The sequence below is a fragment of the Flavobacterium daejeonense DSM 17708 genome, assembly GCF_000425425.1.
GTDB lineage: Bacteria > Bacteroidota > Bacteroidia > Flavobacteriales > Flavobacteriaceae > Flavobacterium > Flavobacterium daejeonense.
The window spans coordinates 14,401-40,604 of sequence record NZ_AUDK01000033.1; the positions used below are offsets into that span (position 1 = coordinate 14,401).

Consider the following 26,204-nt stretch of genomic DNA (forward strand, 5'->3'; position numbering starts at 1 on the left):
TATGAAAGAATATAAGGTATATAAGGGGCTTCAAAAGCCCCTTGTTTTTAAAGGTTTCAAAGGAAGATATATTTATTGGGGAGCTGGATTTCTTATTAGTGGATTTGTTTTAGCAGGGATTATTGGAGCAATATTTAATTTAGGAATAGGAGTTTTAACAATGATTATTGTTTCTGTTGGTGGTATTTTTTACACCTCTCAAAAACAGAAAGGAGGTTTGTATGATAAGACTAGAAGTAAAAATGAAATTTATATAATTTCAAATAATATTAAACACATTAGTAACAATGGGAAAAAATAAAGAATTTCAACTACCATATTTAGCAGTTGATAAAAGTGACGAAACTATTAATATTCTTTATGGAAAAAAAGGAGAAGCTACAGTAGTTTTCAAAATAATTAATAACGTATTACAGTATTCAGCAAATCCAGATTATTATTTAGATTTTCACAACGCTTTTTTAAATGTAATTAAGATAATTGGAGAAGAACATTTTATACAAAAATTAGATGTATTTTCAAAAAAGATATTTTCTGAAAATATTTCTGAGGAGTATTTACAAAAAAAATATGATTCTCATTTTGATGGAAGAGCTTATAAAAGTATCGATACTTTTATAGCAATTACACGAAAGGCAAAAAAGAAATATTCTAAAAAAGAAGATGATGAATTTAAGCAGAAAATAAATAAAGTTTTACAGCTTTTATCCTCTTCGGGATTCAATCCTAAATTATTATTTGAGAAAGAAATCAATGACCTTATTAGAAGAACTCTTGTAATGGATTTTTCTTCAAAGTTCGTTCACTTGGATAATATGCAACCAACAGATTATAATATTAAAATGGAGGGTAAACTTATAAAATGTTTATCCTTAATTGATATTGATAATTGCGATTTACCATCTACAGTAACTCCATATATAGAAATTAACGAAGATGCTTTGAAAAATTTCCCAGTAGATAGAATGGGATTTTTAAACAAAGTAGGGGATTATGAAACATTGATTTATAATCAAGTTATTGAAATCCCTAATCAGATGAAAACTTTAAGACAATTAGAGGTTAAGAAGAAAAGACACTCAGGAATGCCTGACCCTGCAAATGACCTTTGTGTAGAAGATATTGACGCATTATTGAATGATGTTGCTAGAGAAAGTCAATTAATCGTAAATGCTCATTTTAATATAGTTATTTGTGCTAAAGAGGATGAAGTAACTAAAGCATTAAATTCTATTGAAACACACCTTTTTAATCAAAATGTAATAGCATCTAAAAGGTCATTTAATCAAATGGAATTATTTAGAACTGTTTTAGCAGGAAATTCAGTTGAATTAAAACCTTATGATTGGTTTATGACTACCTCTGATGCTAGTCTTTGCTTTTTTTTTAAAGAAGCCCTGCCTGTTAGTGAACCTTCTAATTTCTTTTTGAGATTTACCGATAGACAGGGCATACCATTAAAAGTAGATCCCTCAGATTATCCAATGGAAATTGGGAGAATTGTAAATAGAAATAAATTTGTTTTAGGTCCGAGTGGTTCGGGTAAATCCTTTGTAATGAATAATATTATTGAACAGTATTTATTATACAATATGGATGTTGTTATTGTAGATACTGGAGATAGTTATTCAGGATTATCTTCATATTATAATGGAAAATACATCACTTATACAGCCGAGAAACCTATTACAATGAATCCTTTTATTATGAAAAAGGAGGAATATAATTTAGAAAAGAAAGAGTTTTTACAAACTCTTATTTCTTTATTGTGGAAAGGTGCGGATGGAAAAATAACATCTATTGAAACAGATGTTTTAGCAGAAGTAATAACTGCTTATTATGCAACGTATTTTAATAACTCAATTGATAAAGATTCTTTATCAATTTCAGAATTAGAGGAATATTTAAAAGACAGAGGAGTTAATGTAACGCTTTTGTTAGAAGAAAGTAAATTAGCTGTTTTTGGAGATAAAAATCTTAATCATTACGATATACTGGGTATTTCTGAAAAAGCAACACAGGAGGAACTAAAACGAGCTTATAGATTAAAGGCAATTGAGTACCATCCCGATAAAAACCCAAACTTAAAAGATGCTTCGGCTATTTTTTCTTCAATATCAGAAGCCTATAATGTGATTTTAAATAGAATGATACTTAGGGATGAAAAATCTAAAAACACAAGTATTGTTTTGAAAAAAGAGGAACTGGAAAGCGATATAGATAATAATGTAATTGTAGTCTATAAATCTAAGTTGCTTCAAAAATTTGATGAAATTGAAGAAAAAGGAAGTGTTAAGGAATTGAGTTTTAATTCTTTTTATGAGTTTGCTTTATATAAAATTCCTTTAGTTACAACAAAGGAAAAAATACCTTTTGAAATTGACGAGTTCAGATATATTTTGAAGAAATTTTACAGAGGTGGGGAGTTTGAAACAATCTTAAATGAAAATTCTGATTCTTCTCTTTTTGATGAAAAGTTAATCATTTTTGAGATTGACAATATCAAAGAACACAAAATATTATTTCCTATTGTAACTCTTATTATTATGGATGTTTTTATTCAGAAAATGAGATTAAGAAAAACCCAAAGAAAAGCTTTAATTATTGAGGAAGCGTGGAAAGCAATAGCTTCTCCAATGATGGCAGGATATATTCTTTACTTGTATAAGACAGTTAGAAAATTTTGGGGAGAAGCTATTGTTGTTACGCAGGAACTAGGAGATATTATAGGTAATCCAGTTGTGAAAGATTCTATTATTAATAATAGCGATAGTTTACTCTTATTAGACCAAACTAAATTCAAAGATAATTTTGCTGAAATAGCTAATCTTTTATCATTAAATACTGTTGAGCAAAAGAAAATATTCACAATTAATAATTTGGATAACAGGGCTAATCGTAGCCGATTTAAAGAGTTTTATTTTAAAAGAGGAGATAGAGGTGAAGTTTACGGAAATGAAGTTTCTTTAGCTCAATATTTAACTTATACAACTGAAAAACCTGAGAAAATGGCAGTCGAATTTTATACAACTTCTTACGGTAGTTATCCTAAAGGTTTAGATGCCTTTATTGAATCTTTAGAACTAGCTAAACTGTCATTACCTACTCTTGTGAATTTTGTAAATCTATACGGTAAACCTATTCCTTTTGATATTCTTTTGAAAATAAAAATTTTAGAAGAAGAACATAAACAAAACACTTTTAATTATATCAAAAGAATCTTGAAAAACCAAGAAATTACTTTTGAACAATATATTAATCAATTAAATAAGGTAGCATGAAAAAAAGAGTTTTAATAATAACCCTGCTTTTTGTAGGTGGGGTTAAAGGTTTTTCACAAACTGTTTATGTTGATGTATTGACAGCTCCTGCAATGATAGCTTATTCTAATACTCTCAAAACTGAACAAAATAAGACAAATACAAATTTGTCAAATATTCAAAAGGGGCAGGCTTTAGTTGCAAGTCAATTAAAAGTAGCAAATGATTTGCACGACAAGGTTTTAAAGGGATTAACCCAAGTTTCCCAAACCTTGAATAATGCCCTAACAATTAAAGAAATCTACTCGACTTCTGTTGACATTATTAATGATACTAAACAGACAATTGATTTAGCAGCAGGTAATCCAGTTCTAACTGTATTTGCTGTTAATTCTGCTAAAACTTTTAAAGAAAGAGCTGTTTTAATGACTGCTGAAATTTCAAGGATTTTAGCTAGTGGAGAAACTAATATGATGGATGCAGGGGAAAGACAAAAACTTTTAAACTACATCCATACTGAAATTAGACTTCTAGGAGCGAATGTTTATATGATGAAAGAAAGTATGTATTGGGCAAAAATGAACGGGATTTGGAATACATTAAACCCTTTTAGAGCTTGGATTAATCAGGATGAAATGATAATAAAAAGTGTGATGCAAAGGTCTAAACAAATTTAATATTTACGATTATGAAAAAGAATTTATTACTACTGCTTTTCTTTTGCTTTTATGTTAATACAGCTAAAGCAAGTTATATATCTTATTATTTAATTCATACCGGCATTGACCACCAACTTGATGAAAACAAAAGGCAAATAAAAATAAAAGACAATCAAGCAGGGGTTTTAGCATTGGAGCAAAATAACAAAGAACAAACCACTACTTTAAAAACTAAATACGCAAAAATAAAATCTCGATTAAATAGTTTAGGATTTTTATTTGATGCCGTAATGGTAACACCAAGTGCTATTCCTGCTATAAAAAATACAATAGCTAATCAGGATAAAATAATAAAGGAAGTGCAAAATGACCCTTTATTGATTCCTATTGCTTTAAAATCAGAAAAAGATTTTGTTTATAAAATACAAATGATTTCAAGATTTATAACTGGTTTAGCTATCTCTTACGGAGATATTAACCAAATGAAATCAGGAGATAGAAAGATGTTGTTAAATCATGCTATTGATGAAATAAATATACTGGAATCAATTTCAGGAAATTTATTAAGTATCATCCAAAATATTAAAATGGAAAAACTTATAGCAAAGCATAATTGGAATAATTACATCAATCGAGAAAAAGATATTATCAAAGAAATTATGAATAATTCTAAGCAAATTTAATATGAAAAAATTCTTTTTTCTCTTTTTGTTTTTTGGGTGGAAATGTTTTTCTCAACAGTATCTTCAACCATACTATGATGAAAAACATTATAAAGCAGTAACAGAAAATAATGTTATGCGTATGACAGCAGAAGTTGCTTTGGAAAAGCAAACTAATAAAATTAATGAAAACGTAAATTCTATTAATAAAAATTTAGCAAAAGTAGTCGCTACAAAAAACTTGATTTATAATTCATTGTATGAAGTTAATGAGGTTATAAAAGATGGAAAGGAAGTGAAATACATAGCTCAATTATTACTGGATATTAAAAATGAAGCAGATGGATTATTCGCTTTAACAAAAGACAGTCCTCAATATAATGTTTTTGCGGTTTCTTACGGAAAAAGAATCTATACAACATCTTTGACATTATATGAAGATGTTAGAACAATGGTATTGACAAGTAATAAAGATATTCTTATGAATTATAATTCTAGGGATGAATTGCTTAAAAAAGTGGTTTACAAATTACAACTTTTAAGAGCTGAATTGTACGGAGCAAGAACCAGTATTTATTGGGCGAAAATGAACGGAATGTGGAACAGTTTGAATCCTTTCAAATCTTGGATTAATCAGGATATGTATTTAATAAATTCTATAATTATTAATTCTAAACAACTATAAGATGAAACAAAAAATATTTTTTATTCTATTCTTTTTTATAGTTGTGATTTCTTATTCACAAGGAATAAAAAAAATTAGTGACCCACATATCACAGCACAACAAAATAGGATGGTTTATAAAAGTTGGGGAAATTTTTTACCAAATCCAAAGTATAATTTTTTCGGGATTCAAACTAATATTCATTACGCTATGACTTGGGGTTGGTTAGCAAATTCGAAATATAAAAAATATCGCAAAGGAAAAGATATTAGACCTCTAAGTCCTACTGGAGAACAAACTCAAAGAATGCTTATGAATACTTCTCTTGAAAATGTTACTCAACAGTATCGAGAACAAACAGACGAATTAGGAAATACAGCTCTTAGTGAACTATATTATTATTCAGGACTTTTTGCAGGAGTTGACCCTTTATGGAATTTGTATTATAAAATAGAATTAGCAGATGTTATTGATTATAATAAATCAAAACCATTAAGTACTGATTTAGAAACGGAAAAATATTTGAAAGATACAGGAGTTCAAGAATGGTATCAATCAGAAATGGAGAGGTTTCAAGATAGATTAACAGGAGCGTTTAAAACGAATATGGATCGGGGAGATAGAATTCTAAATTACCATAGGATAATGAAAGAATACAAGTTAGTACAAGGTAAATTAGGACAGCATTTAACAATGGCTTCTACAATGATAAAATTAAATAAACGCTCACAAAGTCAAAATTCAGGAGACGATTTAAAAAATGCGGAGTGGAACTATAAATCAGATAGAGAAATAATGCAAAACATTCTTAAAAATTCAAAATAAATATATAAAATAAAAACTATGAAAAATAATCAGAAAATAATCAAAATCGGTTTAGTCTTAATAGTAGGAACTCTTATAATTTCTTGCGGAAAAAAAGAGGAGGAATCTAAAAAAGAAGAACAAGAAAAAATAAATCTTGTTCTTCAAAAAGACACTTTAGAAAAACCAAAAGTAAAGCCAAAAGAAGAGAAAAAAACTGATTCTCAACTGATGCAGGACATTCTTAAAAATTCAAAATAATACTTATGAAATATCAAAAAATTTATTTAATACTTGGTACAATAATTCTCTTTTTTGTACCAAGTTTTTTATTTTCTCAAACAACCGCAGAGCAACAAAAAGCTGTTGATTGGGCGCAAGGAGGAAATGTTTTAGAAGATTGGTTTATGAAAGATTTTCTTTCAGGTTATAAATCGATGGTTTGGGCTGAATATGCAACTTTTATAGATACCGCTAGAATATTAGGCGGTGCAATGGCTTTAATTTATTTTGCAATCAAAGCTTATGAAATGATGACAGGAGATAAACAATTAGAAATACTGCCATTATTAAGACCTTTTGGATTATGCTTAGTCATTATTTATTGGGGAGCTTTTATTGATGCAATTTCTGTTCCAACAACAATAGTTGCAAATGTAGCTAGTCAGAAATATGAAGCTCAACAACAACGAATAAATAAGTTGAGAATTTCTAGAGCTACATATCAGTATGCAATGGTTAATAGTTTGTATAAAGTTTCAGCTGAAACTTCTTTAGCAGCAGACCAGTCAAGCGATTTTATGAGTGACCCTTTAGGAAGTATTTCAAGTACTGTTAAAGATGGACTTTCGGCAGTTGTAAATCCTATTTTAGAATTAAAAGAGAAATTTAACATTGCAATTTCTTTGGCTATAACTCAATGTTTAGAAATACTGGGATTATGGATATTACGAATTGCAGTTTATTCCATATTTATGATACAGATTATTTACTCTGGAGTTCTTATTATGCTCGGACCATTTTCAGTTGCAATGTCCATTTTACCTATGTTTAAAGAATCATTTAGTACATGGATTAGTAGGTTTATTTCGGTTCAGCTCTATTTAGGTGTAGCATTTATTATTCTCTTTGTTTGTGGAATATTACAAGAATTTGCTTTAACCTCAGAAATTCAAAAATTTAAAGAAATAGTTACAGAAAACGGAGATATAGTTTCAATGGAGAAACTAATGTATTTACGAACAAATGGAATTATGTCTTTTGGAGTTGTAATTGTAACTTTTCTTATTTCAGCAATTTCCATATTTACTGTTCCAAGTATTTCAACATGGATTGTTTCAACAAGTGGTGCAACTTCTGCTGTTTCTACAATGGGTAGAGGAGCAAGTACAATTGCTAGAATAGCAAAAGGATTTTAACTTTAAAATATAAAAAATGGGTTTAATAAAAAACATAGAAGATAAGATAAAATTAGCGACAATCATTTCAATTTCTTCTTTACTTTTCTCTTTGGCGGTAATTATTATAGGTGCAATTTTTGCAAATAATTTAATAATTGAATCAAGAAAATCAATTTATGTTTTAGATAAGGATGTTCCTATTCTTGCTAAACAGACGAATCAAGAAGTAAATCGACCAGTAGAGTATAAAGCTCACGTTGATTTATTTCATTCGTTATACTTTTCCTTAAGTCCTGACGAGCAACATATAAAATACAATATGGAGAAAGCCATGTATTTAATTGATGAATCAGGAATGGTACAATATAATACTTTAAAGGAAAAAGGTTATTTCAATCAAATTTTAGCAAGTTCAGCCGTATTGAGTTTAGAAACTGATAGTATTCATTTAGATTATCCTAAACGTCATTTTATTTATTACGGTAAGCAGAAAATTGAAAGAAAATCAACAATAATTATAAGGTCGTTAATTACGGAGGGGTCTTTAAAAGATATTCCAAGAAGTGCTAATAACCCTCACGGTGTAATAATTCAAAACTGGAAAACAATTGAAAATAAAGATTTAAAAGTAGATGAAAAACAGCAATTATAATCAAGAAAATGATAACCCTGATAATGATTATCAGGGTTATTTTATAGAACGGTTGGAAAGAAATCCAAAAATGGTTTTTAAAGCAATGATTTTAATATTAGGAGTTTCTATTGTAGGTTCTGTTTTATACTCTGTATTTAAAGAACCTTATGTTAGAAAACCTTTAGTAGTAAAAAGTAATTCAATTGAAAATACTCTTTCTACTGGTTTAGGTGGGTTAATAAATGCAGGAAGTTCAATAAATGAAATCAAAGATTTAGATTCTAAAATTCAAACAATTTTAGCTAAAAAAACTTTGACAAAACAAGATAGTACTGAACTGCTTAATTCATTAAATGAATTACAAATTATTCAAAAACGTTTAAATCCAAAGAAATAATGGCAAAAATAAATTTTAAGCAACAAAAATACATACTTCCTTTAATTCTATTTCCTTTTACAATTTTAGGGTTCTATCTGTACAAAGATACTTTCAAAGATGAACCTAAAACGGTAGTTGTTGGAAATGATGGAATGCAAAGTAATATTTCTGATGTATCAGAAAGTATTAAAGATAGAGAGCTAAAGGATAAATTAGAAAATTATGAGAACTCTTATAAAGATGCAAACGGTTATAGTGCCATTTCCGAATTAGAAGAAGAGGAACTACCAACTTATCAAAATGGGATTAATTCTAAAAATGATGATTTAGATAATCAAATTTTGACCAGTAAAAAATTGCAAGAAGAAAAGGCAAAAGGTTATAATCCTATTCGAAATCAAAGCAATGAAAATAAAGAATTATTGGCATTATTTAAAAAGGAAAAAGAACCAGTAAAAGAAGTATCTGAAAAAGAAGAAGATTACAATCCTATTAAAATGATGCAGGAACAGGCTAGACTAATGGATAGTTTGAATAAAGCAAATGACCCTGAATATCAAGAGGAATTAAAGCGATTAAAAAAACAGGAAGCTTTTGAAAAAGAAAAAGCTAACCGAAACAGCAAAAAATTAGCAGTTCAAAAAGCATCGTCTTTAAGAAACAATTTTAATACTATAAAACCAGTAAAAGCAAATGAATTTATCAAAGCAATCATTGATGAAAATACAAAAGGTTATGCAGGTAGTAGAATTAGAATTAAACTTTTAGAAGATATTAAAGTAGGTACAAATCTTTTAAAAAAAGGAACGTATTTATATGCTATCATAAACGGTTTTACCGAGCAAAGAGTTATGATGAAAGTAATATCTGTTATGTATCAAAATAAAATTTTGCCAGTAAATTTAGATGTGTTCGATTTGGATGGTATGCTTGGTTTGTATGTTCCGGCTTCTGCTTTTAGAGATTTTACCAAAGAATTAGGTAGTACTACAATGCAAGGACAAGATATTTCAAGCGGTAATAGTGAGGATTTTGTAATGAGTACAATTGGAAAAGCATTTCAATCCACCTCGCAAGCTTTAGCAACAGCTATTCGCAAGAATAAAGCAAAATTTAAATACAGTACTTATATTTTTTTAATAGACCAAGAAGAACTTAAAAATCAAAATAACTAATACGATGAAAAACAAATTATTTTTTTTAGCAGCATTAATATTTTTTTCAATTGCATCATTTGCACAAAATGATTCTGTAGAAAAGACAGAAGATTATATTTCCAGAATTAAAGATGCAGGGATGCAAGGACAACAAGCAAAAGAGGATTTGACTTGGTTATTTATTACAGATGATGTTTCTATTCATTTTCGCTCTCCTGAACCGATCCAGTACGTTGATATATCTTCAAATTTAGTTGTTGGAGATTTGCCAGTAGAAAATGTATTAAGAATAAAATACGTTCCCGAAAATGACACCTTAAAAAAAGTGAATGTTAGTAGTGATAATGAAGTTGCTATAGTAACTGTTGTTGGACAATCATTTCTTGCTCAATATAGAATCAATTACACTCAAAATAAAGATTCAAAACTTACATCTACAGAAATCGAAATTCAACCTAAAGACATGAAACCTTTAGAATTTCCAAAGGTTACATTAACTAATAATGAGTTGAAGAGTTATTCGTATGAATTGCTAAAAAGAAAACCGACTTTTAAAAATGTTACTTCTAAAAGTCTTGGTTTAATAGCTTCATTGAATAACATATATTCTTTCGGAGATTATATTTTTCTTGATGTATCTTATAAAAACCGAACCAATATAAAATATGATTTTAACGAAGTAAGATTTAAAATTGAGGATAAAAAAATATTTAAAGCTACCAACGTTCAAGAGTTAGAAGTAAAGCCTGATTTCACTCTTTACAATAATAAATCCTTTAGAAAGAATTTTAGAAATATTTATGTATTTAAAAAATTCACTTTTCCAAATTCTAAGGTTTTGAATATTCAATTAACCGAAGAACAAATAAGCGGACGAATGATTGAATTAAAAATTGATTACAGAGATTTACTAAACGCTGATACACTTTAATAATAAAATTATGAATAGATTTTTTTTAGTTGCAATATTTATTATCTCAGGATATACAATGAACGCACAGGATGGATATAAGCACTTCTTTTTTAAAGGAGGTGCTGTTATATCAAATGGAATAAATGTTGGATTAGGATTTGATTTTGCAGGGCAATATTATAATTCTGTTGAAATATCGGCAAACTATTTTAAGAGAAACGATTTAATTGATTATGAAAATTATTTGTTTGGTGTGAATTATAAACCTCTGCTTTTTAGAGAAAGAAATACTTTAGGAAAATTAAGGGTTGGGGTTTATGCAGGAAGTGGAACAGAAAATTTTGCTATTGCCCCAAATATTGGATTTGAATTTATCCAATCTTTATCTAATAACGTGGATTTGTTTTTAAGTAATGATAACGGTTATTATTTTGAAACTAGTCAAAAATGGGTTACGACTGCAAATATAGGATTAAGAATAGCTTTATAACACAAATAAATTATGGAAGAAAACCAAAGTCAGAAAAAGCTTTATGGCTTTTTACAAATGGCGGTATATGGCTTAGTTGTTTTAGATGTTTTGGTTAATGTTTATAAAGGAGAAGCTTTTTTAGGAATGGGTAACGTTGTTCTTCAAAAATTCTCTGCAATTGTAATTTTTTCAAAACCTTTATACTTTAAGTTATTTACTTTATTGTTAATTTGTTTAGTTGGAATTGGAACTTTAGCAAAAAAAAAATTAGATATTAATGTTAAAAATCACATTGTATATCCTTTAGTTTTAGGATTACTTTCTTTGTTCAGTTCAATTTTATTTTTAACTGTTTCAAAAGAAAATCCCGAAAATTTACTATTATCCTATACCGATAAGTATGAGTTGGCTTATATTATACTTTCGTTTCTAGGTGCAATTTTAACTTTAGTTGCAATTGATAATATTAGTAAGATTGTCAAATCAGGTTTTGGAAAAGATAAATGGAATGTCGAGGGTGAGAGTTTTATGCAAGAAACAATAATAGATGATACCCCATATTCAATTAATCTACCTACTCAATTTTATTATGATAAAAAAATTCATAATGGATATATAAATATTAATCCATTTAGAGGAACTATTGTAATTGGAACTCCAGGATCGGGTAAAAGTTTTGGAGTTATAAATCCAGCTATTAGACAACTGATAAAGAAAGGATTTACAATGTGTTTATATGATTTTAAATTTCCAGACTTAGGAAAAATAGCCTATTATCATTACTGTTTAGGTAAACAGCAAGGAAGATTAAAAAATCATAACTTCCATGTTATTAATCTTAATGATGTAGAGAAAAGTAATAGAATAAATCCTTTAAATTCAAAGTACGTTAATACTTTAGCCGAAGCTTCGGAAATTGCCGAAGCTATGGTTGAAGCTTTGAAAAAAGGAGATAGAGGAGGAGGAGGAGCAGACCAATTTTTTACTCAATCAGCAATTAACTTTTTAGCTAGTTCAATTTATTTTCTAGCTAAATATGAGAAAGGGAAATACTCTTCTCTTCCTCATTTATTAGCATTTATTAATAAAGGTTATGAAGAAATTTTTACGGTATTATATTCAAATACTGAATTACATTCTTTATTATCTCCTTTTTATAGTGCTTTTGAAAAAAAAGCGTTTGACCAGTTAGAGGGGCAAATTGGTACATTGAAAGTTTTTATAAGTAGGTTAGCTACTAAAGAATCATTTTGGGTTTTTTCAGATGATGATTTTAACCTCAAAATATCAGACCCCGAAAATCCATCTATTTTGATTTTAGCCAATGACCCTGCCACACAAAATATTAATTCAGCTTTGTACTCGTTAGTTTTAAATAGAATGTTAAAATTGATAAATTCAAAGAATAACTTACCAACTTCTATCGTAGTTGATGAAGTACCTACTTTGTATATTCATAAGATTGAAAATCTTATTGCTACTGCAAGAAGTAATAAAGTTGCGGTATTATTGGGTTTACAAGAATTACCACAATTTAAACAGCAGTATGGAAAAGAAACAGCTGATTCAATTAATTCAATTGTTGGTAATATTTTATCAGGTTCTGTAAGGAATAAAGAAACTTTAGATTGGTTAGAAAGGCTTTTCGGTAAAGTAAAACAAAAAGGTGAGGGGTTGAGTATTGACAGAAATAAAACCTCAGTTTCCTATAATGAGAAATTAGATGCTTTAATTCCTGCGGGTAAAATAGCCAGTTTAAGAACTGGTGAAATGGTAGGTATTATAGCTAAAGATGTTGGAGAATCAGATTTTGGAAATTATAAAACGTCAGCTGTTAATTGTAAAATAAATTTGAACCTTAAAAATCTTAAGATTGAAGAAGATAATTATAAAGAACTGCCTAATTATTATGACTTTGGAAGTCAAAAAGATGAAATCCTTTTTAAGAATTTCAAAAAAATAAATGATGAAATCACATTCTTTGTTAAGGATTTGATGGAAGAAATTTTATCAAATAAAAATTAAATTATTAATCTAAAATAAGAAGAAATGAATAAATATTTGCTTCTCTTTTTTGGACTTTTTTTTCAAATAATAATGTATTCTCAAAATTTCAATTCTATTTCTTTTCAGAGAGATTATAAAAATATCTCAATTAAAAAGCAAGAAGAGATTATAAAAAAGAAACCGCTAGATACTGTTTTTAAAAAAGATTCAACAAGTGCAAAATTTGCACAGGTTCAGAAAAAAATAGTTGTTAATAAACCAATTCTTGAAAAAACTGATTTATACAACAGTTTAACCTTGCCTTTAGATGAATTAAAAATCACATCTAATTACGGTATGAGATTTCATCCAGTAAAAGCAAAATGGATATTCCATGATGGAATAGATTTCAGAGCTAACAATGATACAATAAAATCAATGTTAGATGGGGTGGTTCTGAACTCAGGTTATAACAAAGGCTTAGGTTATTTTATCAAAGTAAAGTATAATGATTATGTAGTTACTTATGCTCATTTGAATGAATACTTTTATTTGAAGAATGATTTTGTAAAAGTCGGAACTGCTCTTGGTGTAACAGGAAATACAGGATTGTCAACAAGCGCACATTTGCATTTCTCCGTTAGTTATAAAGGAGAAAGTATTAATCCTTTAGGATTTATTAAAGATTTAGTTTTAATCGATAAAAACATACAAACATTTAAAAATTTAGCTCAAAATATTGAGTGATAAACAATACATTAATTTAAACAATAAAAACATGGAAAATTTTAGCTTAAATGAAGTTCCTAGAGAGGACTTAAAGGCATTGGGATTAATAAAAAATGATATAGTAACTTTGAAAGAAGATACTCTTAAACAGCTTTTAAAAGGCGAATTAACGGATTTTGTTAAGTTAGATAACATCAATATTAATGGAACTGATAATATTTCATTAGATGCTAAATTATCGCTTCATAAAAAGGAAAATGGAGGGGTTTCATTATTAATTCATCCAATTTATAATGAAGTCAATATTCCTAAAGAATTAACTCCAGATGAAGCAAAATTAATTCAGGAAAATGGAGCTACTGAAAAAGTAATTTCTGCTTATGGAAAATTAACTAATTTTGGAAATGCTAATTATGAGCATGACCCAAAAAACAAACAAAGTTTCTTTGTAGAACTGGAAAAATTTGATGGAAAGAAAACTGTTCTTTGGGGAGTTGAACTTCAAAAAGCTTTAGAAGAATCTAATCTTAAAAAAGGAGATATGATTCAAATTTCACACTTAGGCAAAGTTCCAGTACTTGTAGATGTTCCAGTATATGATGATAAAAATGTTTTTATCAAAACTGAGGAAAAAACAGTTGATAAAAACATTTGGAACATTGAACCTTTTTCAGAACACAAGAAAAAAGAAAAGACACTTGTTTATGAATTTGATAAAGAAACAAAAAGTTTTGTTTCAGTTGATGCTTCAAATATTCAACCACCATTTCAAGTGAATGGAAAAAATCTATCTGAAAAAAATAAAGAAGATTTCAAAAAAGGAAAAAAAGTTGAATTAGAAGATGGTATTGAAATTCAATATTCGCCAACTTCTAAAGATTCTATAAAAGCAAATAAAAATTTACTAATAACTTCTTTGTTGTTAGATGGTGGATTATCTTATCTGTTTATTAAAGCTAGTCGTACCATAGCTGATAAACTAGATAAGAAAAAAGAAACTGAGTATTCAAGAGGGTATTTAGAAGCCTTGAAAAAAATTCAAAATGATTTAGAAAGGAAAGCTCATAATTTTCCAAATGACACTAAAATTCAAAATGATTTAAGTTCTATTAAGGGAGAAATTACACGCTTTACAACTGCTTCAAATATTACACTTACAAAACAAAAATCAGTTAATGATGTTTTAGAAAAAGTAAATGACCCTGAAATTGAAAATTCAGCTAAACATCAAAAAGAGGAAAAATTAAAAGAGGAAAAACTTGAAACTTCAAAAAAGGTTGAAATAGAAACAACGTATAAAATAGGACGATAAATCAAATGAATTTCCTTAATAACATCGGTTTTACTAATAATACTATCTCCATATTTGGGGATAGTATTATCTATGATAACGAATTAAATAAAATATATTTTACCTATCATAAAGCGTTTTTTGAACCAAATTTCAAAAATGAAATGCTATCTATTACTAGAGAAAGATTTATTCCTGCTGATTTTTTTAATTTAATTAATCCTTTAGAATCAGCATTTATATATGAGGTATATTTTTTTAATTCTTTTTTGGATGCTATGGCTTTTTATCAAATCAAAAAAAACATTTCATTCAATCATGCTTTGTTTGTTGTTACTGGAAACAATCCTAAATTTTCATATATCCAATATCTAAAGAAAGATTATACTAATTTAAAAAAATTTTATTTAGTCTATCCTAACTCATTTTATGGTAAAATGTTAGATATTAAAATTGCTTGTTACCTTAAAGGAATTAATAACGTTTCTTTTATTCTTAAAGACAATATTTTAACTGTTTACTATAATAGTCAATCGGTTTCTATAAATAGAAACTACGTCACTTTATCAATGATTCGTAAAGCCTTGAATATAACATTACCATACAAAACTTTTAAATCAAAAATTGCTAAAAGCTATTTTGAAGAGCTTATTCTAAATAAATAATTATACTATGATTATGAGAAAAATATTATTGCTAATTCTATTTTCTTTTGCTTTATTTTCTTGCGATAATAGAGAAAAAAAGACTATGGGAAAAATTTCATTAGAGATTTTTGTTTACAACCAACCATCAAAAAATATTTATGATGCTGTTAGGATTCCTATTTCAAAAATGTATTTTAAAGATAATAACTTCATAGAAGTATTACCTGATTTTGAAAATAGAAAACAAATTCCTTTTGCTTTTATAACTGGAGATAAATATGCGAGATTTAATAATCTTGAAAAAATAAATCAGATTACCAAATTTTATGACCTTGCTAAAAAAAACTTTGGAGTTAAATTTATAAATGATTCTATTCAAAATTATACTTCCAAAAAAATACTTACTGATACCTCTTTTAATGGCTACAATTACAAAAGAGTTGCAATAGCTACTAAGAAAGATTATACAGTGTTTTATATCCATCAAACAGATACTATTTTACCGTTTTCATTATCAAAACAATTTGATAAAGATTTTCACGGGATTTTAAATCGGGTTGATACTTATGAAATTGAAAAGGATCGTTTCACTTCTTTAAGAATGACAATTTCTGATACAATACCAAGTAACTTTTTTAATGCTCTAAATAATTTAAAATGAAAAATAACAATACTGGTATAATTTTAAAGCCTACTAATCTTTATGCTATTGCGGTTGTAAGTAAATATTTAGTATTAGCTTTGCTGGCTTTAATTTTAGCTATCATTTTTTTTAATGGATTGATTTTTGTTTCTCTTGGATTTACTGCTTATATGTGGTATAAATTTTTATCTATTATTAGTATTAATTACATTATTTCTGAGGAAACAATTGTAGTAAGAACTGGAATATTATCAAGGACATTTAATTCTTTGGAATTATATAGAGTTAAAGACTATGTTACCAAACAATCCGTTATAATGAGAATATTTAATGTAATGACAATTACATTAATTACAATGGACGAAACAAATCCTATTTTGAAAATAGAGGGGATTCCTTTCTCTAATATTGATGAAACTATTAGAGGTTTAGTTCAACAAAACAGAAGAAACAACAGAATTTTCGAAACAATTTAAATTAATATACAATGACTATTTCAAACAATTTTAAAAGTTTATTTTTGGGTTTAACTTTCTTAACTCTTTTCTCTTGTAGCAATGATGATGGAGAAAATGGAGAAAGCAGTAATTCAGAAGCCATTATAAAAGTTGAAGTATTAAATACTTCAAATTTTACTGATTTTGACGAATCCTTGACCATTCAAATTATTGCTGATAATGCTAAAGAAATTAATGTTACTGGAGAAACTTGGGATAACATTGATAACCCTGAAAACGTTGCTAGATGGTTTTCTAAATATGGGGAAATTTCAAGCCAAAACAGAACTTTTGTTACATCAAAAAAAGTTAAATCTTTAACAATTTCAAATGTTACAACTCCGAAAATCATTGATGATAATAACGTTCAGAAAATGAATACTACTGTTAAAGTTTACGCTGATGATAAATTAATAAAAACAGAGGTTTTTAATTCATCTTATGGAAGCTCCAGTACTTTTACTGTTCCAGTAGTTTTAGGAAATTAATTTTCCTTTTTTTATCAATACAATTTTATAAATTAAAAAGCCTGGTCCCGAAAATGGGACTAGGCTTTTTTTTTATATTTCGGGCAATATCGAAATTCTAAAAAAAACCTAACAGTCCAATGCTCCAGTACCAACTAAAAAATAGATCAGTTGAAAAAACTGTACTATTTTTTAGTCCGTATTCCATCCAAAAACCGCCTTAAAAAATTCCTTTTTCGATATTTTGAATAAGTTTTGAAAAAAAACACATTCAAAATCCCTGCCCTCCTTCTCCCATTTTTCAAGGCTTTACAAGGGTTTTTATTGCTTGGTTAATCTTGGCCAAGTGTAGCCAATTAACCAGGAATAAAAACAAGGAAATTTTTCAGCTGCAGATCTGCCCGGCTACATAAATTTCGCAGGGCAGAACCGCTGCCAAAAATAGTTTTATCTTTTCCTTCCAGTTCTTCCAATCACTAAATTTTGAAATCATATTCATAATTTGATTTCGAGCTGATTTATTGAAATATATTTATTTAATCTATTCGTTAAGTAGAACGTCTAATTCACTTTTAAATTTGCCAGTTATAAGTCTTTCATCTCTTAGAAACGTAAAATAATCATTATAGTTTTTAGGACTTAAGAAATTGAATATATACATTTGGTTTATTTTTCTTTCTTCAAGTTGTTTATTCAATTCTTTAAAATGTTCAATTGCGTATTTATTTTTAGCCTTGTTTTCATCACTGTTATCATTGTCAGATTTAATTTCAATTATAGAAATATATTGAATATTATCTTTTTCTATTAAGATAAAAAAATCAGGATTAAACCAATGACTATTGGTGTGTGACCCTTTAGTCAATGAGTATTCTATGGAATAAAAACTTTGATTTTTTGATTTTATCCAACTTGTTATTTTTTTTGCATTTTCCTTTTTAACTAAATCACAAACAAATTTTCTTTCAGGCTCACGTGAAGTAAATACTAAATCAATTGATGTCTTAAAAAGAGATTTATTAATACTTTCAGCGAATGCAGAACGTGGTAAAGACATATCTTCTTTAATTTCATTAAATGAAATTAAAGAATCAGATATAACAACTTCGTTCATATAATCATCAGAAAAAAATATTGTTGAATCACTTCTTAAACTTAAAACAGAAACACTTTCATGTTCTCTGTTTTGTGTTTTTATTTCTGTTATCGAATTTGGTATTCTAGTTAAAATAATACTTTTAGGTTTTTTACGAAGTAATGTATTAAAAGAACTAAACGCTGCCATAGTGTTTTTTTTACCTAAATAATCTCCAAGTAAACCCGCTTGTTCCATAGAGTTTCTAATATATATTTCTATATCTGATTTTTGAGGTAAATTATCGCTGTTAAAATCATTTTCATTTAATTTTAAAATTATTCCTTCTAATCTTCTTGTCTGGAATTCATCATAAATTTTATTGACAATATATTCTAAAGAAAATTTTTCTTTTTCAATTTCATAAGGGATTTTATATTCTTTATCTCCAAATTTAACAAATTTGGTTTCTGTTATAATGTTTAAAGTTTCAGAAGAAAAATTTATATAATCTTTATAATTAAATATTTTTGTTTCTCTCTCTATTTCAATCTCCTTTTTTTCTTTTGTATAGTCTAAATTATGTAATGTAAAATGAAAACAAGCTCTCTCTCCTTCAAGAATTGGACTGTTTTTTACTTTCGTTTCCATTTCCAAAATTTCTTCAACTAAATCCTTTATTCTTTCACTCCATTTATCATGATTAAATACTGTTACTTCTGCATTTGGATAGCCATTTGGGATACGTAAACCTCTACCTAAAACTTGTGCAATTAAAAGCTTTGAACTAAAAGCTTTTTCTTCCATAGGTACAATCTGAAAAACATTTTTCACATCCCAACCTTCAGTAAGCATTGCGACTGAAATAATCCATTCGACAGGTTGTTCTTGATTATCTACATAAGGTAATTTTAAAACATTGGCTTTATGGTCTTTGTCAGAAGTTACTAATAAAACTTTATCATTGCTTAGAAATTCCTCTGACCCTTCCTCTTTTTCGTGTAAAAACTCTACTAATCTAGTTTTTAATTGTTTTGCAATTTTAATATCTTTTGTTAATAAAATTGTCAAAGGTTTTAGGGTTGAATATTTTGCTTTGTTGAGTTTGTGATTTTGTAATATTTTTTGAAATTTTTCATTTTCATTACTATCTTCATTCTCTACAACATAATTGACACTTTTAACAAATCGATTTTCAATAGCGGAACGCAAAGAATATCTGTAAATTACGTCATTGAAATAGTCATTGTCTATATATGATGTGCCTGTAAATCCTAAAATGTATTTGAATTGAAAAGTAGTATCTAACAGAAATTCTTTCCATTTTTTTATACTTCTACTTTCGTTTGTTGTTCCTTCAACTTTGTTATATGCGTGATGGACTTCATCATTTAATACTAAGCATCTTTCCCCTTTTCCAAAAGCTAAGCTGTCGAAGATAGATGAACCAGTCTTTGAGTAGACTGCATTAATATTTTCAATAGCAATGCAATTATCTTTTATAGTTTGGTCGGCGTTTATAATTGTAGGGTTGCTAACTTTTGAACTTGGAGGAATTGCATTTTTTAAGCTAGAATTTGTAGATAGTCCTTCAAATTTTCTAGTCAATTCTCTTTCAATCGTTAAACTTGGCGGACCTAAAACTAATACTTTATCTACAATTCCTAAACCTAATGCAATTTGTGCAATACCATACATTACAAAACTTTTACCCGTACCAGTTGCTAAATCTATACTAGCTGAAAGTTTGTTTGGTAGCTGTATTTTATTAATATATTCGTTTTCAGTTTTGTATCTTAATTGTAATTGCTCATTTGATTTGTAATTTTCTTTCACCAAATCTTCAATACTATTATATTTGGTCGAAATCAAATAGTGAATAGCCATTTTAATTGCTTCTTTTTGATATTCTCTATTTTGACAAAGAACATCTAAATACCTTTCCCATTCATCTAAAGGATATTTTATTGGATCAAAATTTTTATAGTTTACTTTTAAAACTAAATCTTGGGTGTTAAAAAATTTTTTTACTGCCATTGCTTATTTAGTTTTAATCACTTGTTTAAATTCATTGCCGTAAATGTCAATAAATATAACACAAATATCATCTCCCTTTTTTGGTATTGGAATTTGAAGTTGGTTCTGCACAATTTCTATATCTTCACTAAAAATACAATCACTCATAATAAAACCGTCCTTTTCACTATAATGATTGTCAATAATAACCATACTTAAACTTTCAAAATTTTCTAATTCTTTATTAGTTTCTTCTTCTCTAAAATTTGAAACAAATTTTTTGATTAGTAAAATATTGTTTTCGAAAGAAGCATCTACATCTGGTTGCAAACTAAAATGAAAACCTATTGCATTATCTAAATCATTAACTTTATTTTTACTTTTGGGTTGTCTTATTTTAGCAAAATCTTTTGGATGTAATTCCTTGATAATTTGATATGGGATTTTAAGAAAATAATAACGAACATCATCTAACTCATGAAAATCACTAATGAAATCAACTGCATTTGCTGGCGCAATAATATAAACTCTTTTAGAAATGCTTTTACCCAAAGTTTGATGTAAATTGTCTAAAAAGTATATATCTAAATTACTGTCTTTATTATTCCAGTATTCCCAAACAATTACTGGATAACCGTCTTTTCTTTCTCCATGAAATGAAAATCCCTTTTTCGTTTGTTTTTTTTGTGTAACTTCAAATAACTGCAATACAAATTCAATATATTTATCTTGATTGAGTTCTTGCATTTTTTTTAGGTCATAAATGCCAGTATTTATAGTTACAAAAGTTTTAGCAAGTTTGTTATATAGTTTTTTAGGGTTTTCTAAATTTAGCGAGTTTTGTATTTTAAGCAACCTTTTTTGTGTTGTATAAAAACTAAATTTCCCTATATCACATGTTATCCATTTTCTATTTAATTTTTCGGAAACAGCAGCAGTTACACCACTACCACCAAAAAAGTCTAACACAATTTCGCCTTCATTTGTGACTGCTCTAATAATTCTTTCCAACAATTTTTCATCCTTATGTGTTGGATAATTACTAGCGTTTTCTCTTATGTTTTTTGGGATATGAGAACCAGTCCTAATATCTGTCCAATAATCCTCTATTTGCTTTCCTTGTTCGTCAAGTTGTCTTAAATAGTCATCATCTGCTCTACCTGCCAATGAAGTTTTTCCAGTTGTGAAATTTGATTTTTTATAGTCTATTCTTGTTGTTTCGTTATTAAACGTGAATGAATTACTTTTTCTATAGTAGAAAATATTATCATGTTTTCTTGGAAAATTGTTTTTTTGATTAGTTGGTCCTGAATAACAAATAATAATTTCATTAACGAATTTTTCTTTTCCAAATATTTCATCTAATATTGCCCTAATATATGCAGACATTCTCCAATCACAATGAACAAAAATACTACCATCATTTGATAATATTTCTTTAGCTAAAATTAAACGTTTTCTTAAAAATTCAATAAATTCAGAACCTTGTTTTCTATCACTATAGGATTTAATACCATCTTTATTTTGAAATTCATCTTCTGTTGCAAATGGAGGGTCAATATAAATTAGTTTTATTTTACCTTTTACTTTATCTTTTATAATTGGGTCTTCATTTTTGTAAAGAGTTTTTAAAAATTGTAAATTATCTCCAAATACGAGCATATTTTTCCAATCATCTTTAAAATTTTCTCTTTCTCCATTATATATCTTTTCAAGCTGTAAAGGTACAGCAAAAGTTCCGTCTTGGTCAGCTAAGATGTCTTCTTTACGCATTTTACCAGCATAACGAAGTTCATATTCCTTATGAATTGTTGGGAAAAGTTTTTCTCTAAAATCTTCGGGAATAGTTGTGCCTTTCGCTAAACATTCCATTAGAAACTCACGTTCTTCTAAATTTAAATTCTTCATTTAATACTTTAAATCATTTTTTGTAAAAATATGGGTTTTATTTATATTTCATTATCTATTTTTTTAATTATAAATAGATATTTTGACTTTATTATTTTGCAATATTTCTTAAATAATATTAAAAAATACCACAAGCACTTTTGTCATTTTTCAAGGCTTTGCAAGGATTTTTATTGCTTGGTTAATCTTAGCCAAGTGTAGCCATAACCAGAAATAAAAACATGGAAATTTTTTATTAAATAAAAAAAATATTTGAGATTGCATAATAACGTTCGTTTAAATGAACCAAATTATTTTTTAGAAAATGATTTCTTTTTTTAACTGGAGATAAATATTTAGGTTCATTTTATTAGTTCATTAATCAAAGTACATTTTTATGTTTTTTATAACGTTTTAATGTACTTTTTTGTATATTTGATTTTTGTTAATCTCTAATCAAAAGAAAATTAATTATGATTGAAAAAGCTATAATCGATTTTATTAACACTAACAAGATAGAACTTAAAAATTATCCTAATACAACTTTTCAAATTGAGGATAGGATAATTGATAGTGAAGATAAAATTGGATATGAATATTTGATTTTCTTTTCAGATAAAAGTGCATTCCTCATTGGAGAATGTGAAGTATTTAATGAAAATGAAAATACTATTGAATTTCATTGTTTTGATTATTACCAAAAAAGAATTGTTTCCCCATCCGAAATAATAAATAAATTCAAAACATATCTTAATTTAATAATCTAATTATCCTATGTACGTACTCTTAACTCTTCAAAATACCTACTTCGTAGAATATCTAATTGGTACTTTGGTTCTCTCCAGTTCCATCTTCGATGCAATGGTTTTCGATGATTTAGATACGGCAGTAAAATTCAAAAAAATGTTACTTATAAATTGTGAGCTTCAAACAAGTGTTTCAACTTTTATACAATAAATTATGGCTAGAATTTTTTTAATAAAAGCTTCAAAAGGAAAAAATAATTTCTTTATGAGTGAACCATCCGAATTTTTATATTTCTATTCTCCAACATTGAAAGATTTAAGAGGAACTTTAAGATGTATAACTTCTAAAGGTTATCGAGTTCCTAAAGAAGCTACTATTTCAAAACGTATTAAAAGTTATAACGGTCATTTAACCCTTTTGAATCCTTTTTTTCAAACAACTATGTTTGAAATATTTGAAATTGATAGTGTTCTTAAAATTAAAAAAGAATTGGATTATGAAAATTCATTTGGTTTTAAACACAATCTTAAAATAGTAGATAGTGAATTAGCCGAAAAGCTTTTTAAAACTCTTTATCCTGATTAACCTTTTAAAAAAATATAAAATGAACGATGTTAAGAAAACGCTTTTAAAAGCAATTAGATTAGAAAATTGTTTTAAATTATACCCAACAGGCGCAGAGGCTAAAAAAGAAGTTTTTGACAAGTTTAAAGCCGTTTGGGGAGAAAGTATGGCAAATCATTTTTTAGGTAAATATGATAACGCTGATAGCCTTATTTGGGCTTTAGATAGCGAAAACTTAGAACTCTTTATTCAAAAATTTTAAACATGAAAAAGAAAAATGATAATTTCAAAAATGAAGATAAATTTACTGTAATAGAAAAAATATTTTTCTTTTTTCATACATGGTTTTTTGTTAAACCTGATGAATTTTTTAAAAACTTAAAAGATAAATTAAAAAAATAATTAGTGGCTTCGCCAATAAATAAGTAAAGAGTGCCTACGGCACTTTTTCTCTTATTTCCACGCATATTTTTTATATAAATATCGATTACTTTAAAATTTAAAAATATCACGATATATGGCGGTTTTTGGATATGCTAGAGTTTCAACGTTAGACCAAAATTTAGATTCACAAAAAGACGAGCTTCTAAAATATGGATGCTCAAAAATTTTCTTTGAAAAAGCTTCAGGGAAAAATTTAGCTCGTCCAGAGTTAAAAAAATTATTAGATTCTTTAAGAGAAAATGATGTAGTAGTAGTTTACAAATTAGACCGATTAGGACGTTCTTTAAAAGATTTAATTGAATTAGTAAATGATTTAGGAGTTCGAAAGGTAGATTTTGTAAGTTTATCAGATGGAATAGATACAGGAACAGCTGTTGGAAAATTAATGTTTCATTTAGTAGGAGCGTTCGCAGAATTTGAAAGAAATATAATTTCAGAAAGAACAAAAGTAGGTTTAGCAAGCGCACGAGCAAGGGGAAGAACTGGAGGTAAACCGAAAGGACTTTCAGCAGCAGCACAAAAAAAAGCAGTTAGAGCTAAAGAACTATACGATGAACGAAAATTAAGCATAGACGAAATTTGTAAAGTACTGGAAATTGCATCAAAAACAACGCTTTATAAATACTTGAAATTTGAAAACGAACGTTTAGAAAAAGTAAAAAGATGAAAAATAATTGTTTAAGAATATTGGGGTTTATGATTTCTTCTGATGGATTTATTATAACTAATTCGAGATTGGCTAAATGGATATGTGATGCTATTTCTTCTTTAAAGAATAAAACAATTGTTAAGTTGAGTCAAAACTTTTATATAATTAATAATTAAACAAAAATAATTTTTAGGGCAATCCCAAAGGTCGGGCTATACACTATATCTTTTTTTTGGACTAGGTTTCGCTACGCTACTCCTGGTCCAAAAAAAAGGATGCCGTTCCTATCCCTATTGCATTGATTAACTTTATAAATAAAAAAATATAAACTTTAAATTAAATAATTATGCTTACAGATTTTTTTAGAATTAATTTACCTTACGGAATAGCTCAAAATGAAAAAGGAGAATGGTTCGCTTTTAACAGAGAATATCGTCCTTTAGGAATTAATGATTGGAACTTTCCTGTTTCAGTTGATGATAATAATAATAGTTTTGGAAATTTACCAGTTTACACCTTTTATAAGAATTTAAATCTTGCATTTATAAAAAAACTGGTCTCAATAGATAATGATTTTAATGCTATTCAATGCCATGAAAATGGAGCAATAGCAAAGGTTTTTTTATATGATGATGGTACAAACCCAATGAGAAAAGAAAAAGGTAATGATATATTGTTTAATAACTATTTTGCTAAATTGAAATTATTATCCAGTTTACAAAAAAGTGAACTAAATGAAAAGCCAAAAGCTTTATTATATACCAAGTAAAATTTTAATTCAATGATTAAATTAACATTTTTCTTTTTTGGACTTTTATTTCAATTATATGCTTTTTCTCAATCAGGAAAAGTTATTAAAATCAAAGATGGAGATACTATCGTAGTTCTTGATTCTTTAAACAATCAAATTACAATTAGATTAGCAGAGGTCGATTGTCCTGAAAATAGTCAAGCTTTTGGAAATAGAGCCAAACAATTTACAGCTAATGAAGTTGGAAATAAAAAAGTAACTTATAAAGTTGATTCTAAAGATAGATACGGTAGGACTATTGCTAAAGTCTTTTATGATGGAAAATATTTATCCGAAGAAATTATAAAAAATGGTTTTGGTTGGCACTACAAACAATATTCCATTTCAAAAAAACTAGCGGAAATAGAAATTTTAGCAAAAAAAAATGGTTTAGGACTTTGGAAAGATAAAGCTCCAGTTCCACCTTGGGAATTTAGAAATTTAAAAAGAGCATCATACTATTAAATATTATACTTCGGTCAATATCGCAATTCTAAAAAAACCTAACAGTCCAATGCTCCAGTACCAACTAAAAAATAGATCAGTTGAAAAAACTGTACTATTTTTTAGTCCGTATTCCACCAAAAACAGCCTTAAAAAATTCCTTTTTCGATATTTTGAATAAGTTTTGAAAAAAACACATTCAAAATCCCGCCCGAACTTCTCCCATTTTTCAAGGCTTTACAAGGGTTTTTATTGCTTGGTTAATCTTGGCCAAGTGTAGCCAATTAACCAGGAATAAAAACAAGGAAATTTTTCAGCTGCAG

29 protein-coding genes are annotated in these 26,204 nt (G+C 27.5%); 27 read left to right on the plus strand and 2 right to left on the minus strand.

Annotated elements, in window-relative coordinates:
* The first annotated feature begins 1 nt into the window (after nt 1).
* Genes H599_RS0117020 through H599_RS0117115 form a run of 20 tightly spaced genes read left to right on the plus strand, consistent with a single transcriptional unit; the run spans nt 2 to nt 17,286 of the window.
* Nucleotides 2-301 (plus strand): hypothetical protein, encoded by a 300-nt coding sequence (locus H599_RS0117020; RefSeq protein WP_051590792.1) that lies wholly within the window; start codon nt 2-4, stop codon nt 299-301.
* On the plus strand, nt 288-3,281 hold the full coding sequence (locus H599_RS0117025) for a TraG/VirB4 family ATPase (protein WP_026715234.1): 2,994 nt from the start codon (nt 288-290) through the stop codon (nt 3,279-3,281). The genes H599_RS0117020 and H599_RS0117025 overlap by 14 nt, the downstream gene beginning before the upstream one ends.
* Complete coding sequence (locus tag H599_RS0117030) at nt 3,278-3,937, plus strand: hypothetical protein (RefSeq protein WP_035141844.1); 660 nt, start codon at nt 3,278-3,280, stop codon at nt 3,935-3,937. The genes H599_RS0117025 and H599_RS0117030 overlap by 4 nt, the downstream gene beginning before the upstream one ends.
* Nucleotides 3,938-3,948: 11 nt before the next feature.
* Nucleotides 3,949-4,602, plus strand: coding sequence for a hypothetical protein (locus H599_RS0117035; RefSeq protein WP_026715236.1), 654 nt, complete (start codon nt 3,949-3,951; stop codon nt 4,600-4,602).
* Nucleotide 4,603: 1 nt separating this feature from the next.
* Nucleotides 4,604-5,266, plus strand: coding sequence for a hypothetical protein (locus tag H599_RS0117040; protein ID WP_026715237.1), 663 nt, complete (start codon nt 4,604-4,606; stop codon nt 5,264-5,266).
* 1 nt (nt 5,267) lies between these two features.
* Entirely contained in the window at nt 5,268-6,071 is an 804-nt protein-coding gene (locus H599_RS0117045) for a hypothetical protein (RefSeq protein ID WP_026715238.1), read from the plus strand.
* 18 nt (nt 6,072-6,089) lie between these two features.
* Nucleotides 6,090-6,311, plus strand: coding sequence for a hypothetical protein (locus tag H599_RS0117050; protein WP_026715239.1), 222 nt, complete (start codon nt 6,090-6,092; stop codon nt 6,309-6,311).
* A 5-nt stretch (nt 6,312-6,316) separates the two neighbouring features.
* Entirely contained in the window at nt 6,317-7,468 is a 1,152-nt protein-coding gene (locus H599_RS0117055; RefSeq protein WP_026715240.1) for a plasmid transfer protein, read from the plus strand.
* A gap of 16 nt (nt 7,469-7,484) precedes the next feature.
* Entirely contained in the window at nt 7,485-8,102 is a 618-nt protein-coding gene (gene traK, locus H599_RS0117060) for a conjugative transposon protein TraK (protein WP_026715241.1), read from the plus strand.
* A complete protein-coding gene (locus H599_RS0117065) occupies nt 8,083-8,481 on the plus strand; it encodes a hypothetical protein (protein ID WP_026715242.1) in 399 nt (132 codons plus the stop codon). The genes traK and H599_RS0117065 overlap by 20 nt, the downstream gene beginning before the upstream one ends.
* Nucleotides 8,481-9,638 (plus strand): conjugative transposon protein TraM, encoded by a 1,158-nt coding sequence (gene traM, locus H599_RS0117070; RefSeq protein WP_026715243.1) that lies wholly within the window; start codon nt 8,481-8,483, stop codon nt 9,636-9,638. Before H599_RS0117065 ends, traM begins: the two co-directional genes overlap by 1 nt.
* A gap of 4 nt (nt 9,639-9,642) precedes the next feature.
* Entirely contained in the window at nt 9,643-10,551 is a 909-nt protein-coding gene (traN, locus tag H599_RS0117075) for a conjugative transposon protein TraN (RefSeq protein ID WP_026715244.1), read from the plus strand.
* Nucleotides 10,552-10,561: 10 nt separating this feature from the next.
* Nucleotides 10,562-11,023 (plus strand): hypothetical protein, encoded by a 462-nt coding sequence (locus tag H599_RS0117080; protein ID WP_155960813.1) that lies wholly within the window; start codon nt 10,562-10,564, stop codon nt 11,021-11,023.
* A 12-nt stretch (nt 11,024-11,035) separates the two neighbouring features.
* The gene (locus H599_RS0117085; RefSeq protein WP_026715246.1) at nt 11,036-13,030 is read left to right on the plus strand and encodes a type IV secretion system DNA-binding domain-containing protein; all 1,995 of its coding nucleotides are present in this window, start codon (nt 11,036-11,038) and stop codon (nt 13,028-13,030) included.
* Between the two features lie 24 nt (nt 13,031-13,054).
* Nucleotides 13,055-13,738 (plus strand): M23 family metallopeptidase, encoded by a 684-nt coding sequence (locus H599_RS20435; RefSeq protein ID WP_081810595.1) that lies wholly within the window; start codon nt 13,055-13,057, stop codon nt 13,736-13,738.
* A gap of 31 nt (nt 13,739-13,769) precedes the next feature.
* Nucleotides 13,770-15,032: a DUF4099 domain-containing protein gene (locus tag H599_RS0117095; RefSeq protein WP_155960814.1), complete on the plus strand. Its 1,263-nt coding sequence runs from the start codon at nt 13,770-13,772 to the stop codon at nt 15,030-15,032.
* Between the two features lie 5 nt (nt 15,033-15,037).
* Complete coding sequence (locus tag H599_RS0117100; RefSeq protein WP_026715248.1) at nt 15,038-15,676, plus strand: hypothetical protein; 639 nt, start codon at nt 15,038-15,040, stop codon at nt 15,674-15,676.
* 13 nt (nt 15,677-15,689) lie between these two features.
* Nucleotides 15,690-16,319 carry a hypothetical protein gene (locus H599_RS20440; protein WP_155960815.1) on the plus strand — a complete coding sequence of 210 codons (630 nt, stop codon included), beginning with the start codon at nt 15,690-15,692 and terminating at the stop codon, nt 16,317-16,319.
* Nucleotides 16,316-16,777 (plus strand): PH domain-containing protein, encoded by a 462-nt coding sequence (locus H599_RS0117110; RefSeq protein ID WP_026715250.1) that lies wholly within the window; start codon nt 16,316-16,318, stop codon nt 16,775-16,777. Before H599_RS20440 ends, H599_RS0117110 begins: the two co-directional genes overlap by 4 nt.
* A gap of 11 nt (nt 16,778-16,788) precedes the next feature.
* A complete protein-coding gene (locus H599_RS0117115; protein ID WP_026715251.1) occupies nt 16,789-17,286 on the plus strand; it encodes a beta-barrel fold lipoprotein in 498 nt (165 codons plus the stop codon).
* Nucleotides 17,287-17,806: 520 nt separating this feature from the next.
* On the opposite strand, the gene H599_RS0117120 is transcribed toward H599_RS0117115, so the two are convergent.
* A complete protein-coding gene (locus H599_RS0117120; RefSeq protein ID WP_026715252.1) occupies nt 17,807-20,377 on the minus strand; it encodes a DEAD/DEAH box helicase in 2,571 nt (856 codons plus the stop codon).
* Nucleotides 20,378-20,380: 3 nt separating this feature from the next.
* Nucleotides 20,381-22,264 (minus strand): DNA methyltransferase, encoded by a 1,884-nt coding sequence (locus tag H599_RS0117125; RefSeq protein WP_026715253.1) that lies wholly within the window; start codon nt 22,262-22,264, stop codon nt 20,381-20,383.
* A gap of 452 nt (nt 22,265-22,716) precedes the next feature.
* Here H599_RS0117125 and H599_RS0117130 point away from each other — a divergent pair, with 452 nt between their 5' ends.
* The 7 genes from H599_RS0117130 to H599_RS0117160 all read left to right on the plus strand — a co-directional run bounded on the left by H599_RS0117130 (nt 22,717) and on the right by H599_RS0117160 (nt 25,902).
* Nucleotides 22,717-23,010 (plus strand): hypothetical protein, encoded by a 294-nt coding sequence (locus tag H599_RS0117130; protein WP_026715254.1) that lies wholly within the window; start codon nt 22,717-22,719, stop codon nt 23,008-23,010.
* A gap of 244 nt (nt 23,011-23,254) precedes the next feature.
* A complete protein-coding gene (locus tag H599_RS0117135) occupies nt 23,255-23,575 on the plus strand; it encodes a hypothetical protein (RefSeq protein WP_155960816.1) in 321 nt (106 codons plus the stop codon).
* Between the two features lie 19 nt (nt 23,576-23,594).
* The gene (locus tag H599_RS0117140; RefSeq protein WP_026715256.1) at nt 23,595-23,816 is read left to right on the plus strand and encodes a hypothetical protein; all 222 of its coding nucleotides are present in this window, start codon (nt 23,595-23,597) and stop codon (nt 23,814-23,816) included.
* A 2-nt stretch (nt 23,817-23,818) separates the two neighbouring features.
* Entirely contained in the window at nt 23,819-23,956 is a 138-nt protein-coding gene (locus H599_RS20840) for a hypothetical protein (RefSeq protein ID WP_155960817.1), read from the plus strand.
* 115 nt (nt 23,957-24,071) lie between these two features.
* Nucleotides 24,072-24,665, plus strand: a complete 594-nt coding sequence (locus H599_RS0117150) for a recombinase family protein (RefSeq protein ID WP_026715257.1) — start codon at nt 24,072-24,074, stop codon at nt 24,663-24,665.
* Nucleotides 24,666-24,993: 328 nt separating this feature from the next.
* Nucleotides 24,994-25,416, plus strand: a complete 423-nt coding sequence (locus H599_RS20020; protein ID WP_051590794.1) for a hypothetical protein — start codon at nt 24,994-24,996, stop codon at nt 25,414-25,416.
* Between the two features lie 12 nt (nt 25,417-25,428).
* Nucleotides 25,429-25,902, plus strand: a complete 474-nt coding sequence (locus H599_RS0117160; RefSeq protein WP_026715258.1) for a thermonuclease family protein — start codon at nt 25,429-25,431, stop codon at nt 25,900-25,902.
* Nucleotides 25,903-26,204: the final 302 nt, after the last annotated feature.

Coding starts and splice junctions, on each gene's coding strand:
- H599_RS0117020 (WP_051590792.1), top strand. CDS start 2: ATGAAAGAATATAAGGTATATAAGGGGCTTCAAAAGCCCCTTGTTTTT.
- H599_RS0117025 (WP_026715234.1), top strand. CDS start 288: ATGGGAAAAAATAAAGAATTTCAACTACCATATTTAGCAGTTGATAAA.
- H599_RS0117030 (WP_035141844.1), top strand. CDS start 3,278: ATGAAAAAAAGAGTTTTAATAATAACCCTGCTTTTTGTAGGTGGGGTT.
- H599_RS0117035 (WP_026715236.1), top strand. CDS start 3,949: ATGAAAAAGAATTTATTACTACTGCTTTTCTTTTGCTTTTATGTTAAT.
- H599_RS0117040 (WP_026715237.1), top strand. CDS start 4,604: ATGAAAAAATTCTTTTTTCTCTTTTTGTTTTTTGGGTGGAAATGTTTT.
- H599_RS0117045 (WP_026715238.1), top strand. CDS start 5,268: ATGAAACAAAAAATATTTTTTATTCTATTCTTTTTTATAGTTGTGATT.
- H599_RS0117050 (WP_026715239.1), top strand. CDS start 6,090: ATGAAAAATAATCAGAAAATAATCAAAATCGGTTTAGTCTTAATAGTA.
- H599_RS0117055 (WP_026715240.1), top strand. CDS start 6,317: ATGAAATATCAAAAAATTTATTTAATACTTGGTACAATAATTCTCTTT.
- traK (WP_026715241.1), top strand. CDS start 7,485: ATGGGTTTAATAAAAAACATAGAAGATAAGATAAAATTAGCGACAATC.
- H599_RS0117065 (WP_026715242.1), top strand. CDS start 8,083: ATGAAAAACAGCAATTATAATCAAGAAAATGATAACCCTGATAATGAT.
- traM (WP_026715243.1), top strand. CDS start 8,481: ATGGCAAAAATAAATTTTAAGCAACAAAAATACATACTTCCTTTAATT.
- traN (WP_026715244.1), top strand. CDS start 9,643: ATGAAAAACAAATTATTTTTTTTAGCAGCATTAATATTTTTTTCAATT.
- H599_RS0117080 (WP_155960813.1), top strand. CDS start 10,562: ATGAATAGATTTTTTTTAGTTGCAATATTTATTATCTCAGGATATACA.
- H599_RS0117085 (WP_026715246.1), top strand. CDS start 11,036: ATGGAAGAAAACCAAAGTCAGAAAAAGCTTTATGGCTTTTTACAAATG.
- H599_RS20435 (WP_081810595.1), top strand. CDS start 13,055: ATGAATAAATATTTGCTTCTCTTTTTTGGACTTTTTTTTCAAATAATA.
- H599_RS0117095 (WP_155960814.1), top strand. CDS start 13,770: ATGGAAAATTTTAGCTTAAATGAAGTTCCTAGAGAGGACTTAAAGGCA.
- H599_RS0117100 (WP_026715248.1), top strand. CDS start 15,038: ATGAATTTCCTTAATAACATCGGTTTTACTAATAATACTATCTCCATA.
- H599_RS20440 (WP_155960815.1), top strand. CDS start 15,690: ATGAGAAAAATATTATTGCTAATTCTATTTTCTTTTGCTTTATTTTCT.
- H599_RS0117110 (WP_026715250.1), top strand. CDS start 16,316: ATGAAAAATAACAATACTGGTATAATTTTAAAGCCTACTAATCTTTAT.
- H599_RS0117115 (WP_026715251.1), top strand. CDS start 16,789: ATGACTATTTCAAACAATTTTAAAAGTTTATTTTTGGGTTTAACTTTC.
- H599_RS0117120 (WP_026715252.1), bottom strand. CDS start 20,377: ATGGCAGTAAAAAAATTTTTTAACACCCAAGATTTAGTTTTAAAAGTA.
- H599_RS0117125 (WP_026715253.1), bottom strand. CDS start 22,264: ATGAAGAATTTAAATTTAGAAGAACGTGAGTTTCTAATGGAATGTTTA.
- H599_RS0117130 (WP_026715254.1), top strand. CDS start 22,717: ATGATTGAAAAAGCTATAATCGATTTTATTAACACTAACAAGATAGAA.
- H599_RS0117135 (WP_155960816.1), top strand. CDS start 23,255: ATGAGTGAACCATCCGAATTTTTATATTTCTATTCTCCAACATTGAAA.
- H599_RS0117140 (WP_026715256.1), top strand. CDS start 23,595: ATGAACGATGTTAAGAAAACGCTTTTAAAAGCAATTAGATTAGAAAAT.
- H599_RS20840 (WP_155960817.1), top strand. CDS start 23,819: ATGAAAAAGAAAAATGATAATTTCAAAAATGAAGATAAATTTACTGTA.
- H599_RS0117150 (WP_026715257.1), top strand. CDS start 24,072: ATGGCGGTTTTTGGATATGCTAGAGTTTCAACGTTAGACCAAAATTTA.
- H599_RS20020 (WP_051590794.1), top strand. CDS start 24,994: ATGCTTACAGATTTTTTTAGAATTAATTTACCTTACGGAATAGCTCAA.
- H599_RS0117160 (WP_026715258.1), top strand. CDS start 25,429: ATGATTAAATTAACATTTTTCTTTTTTGGACTTTTATTTCAATTATAT.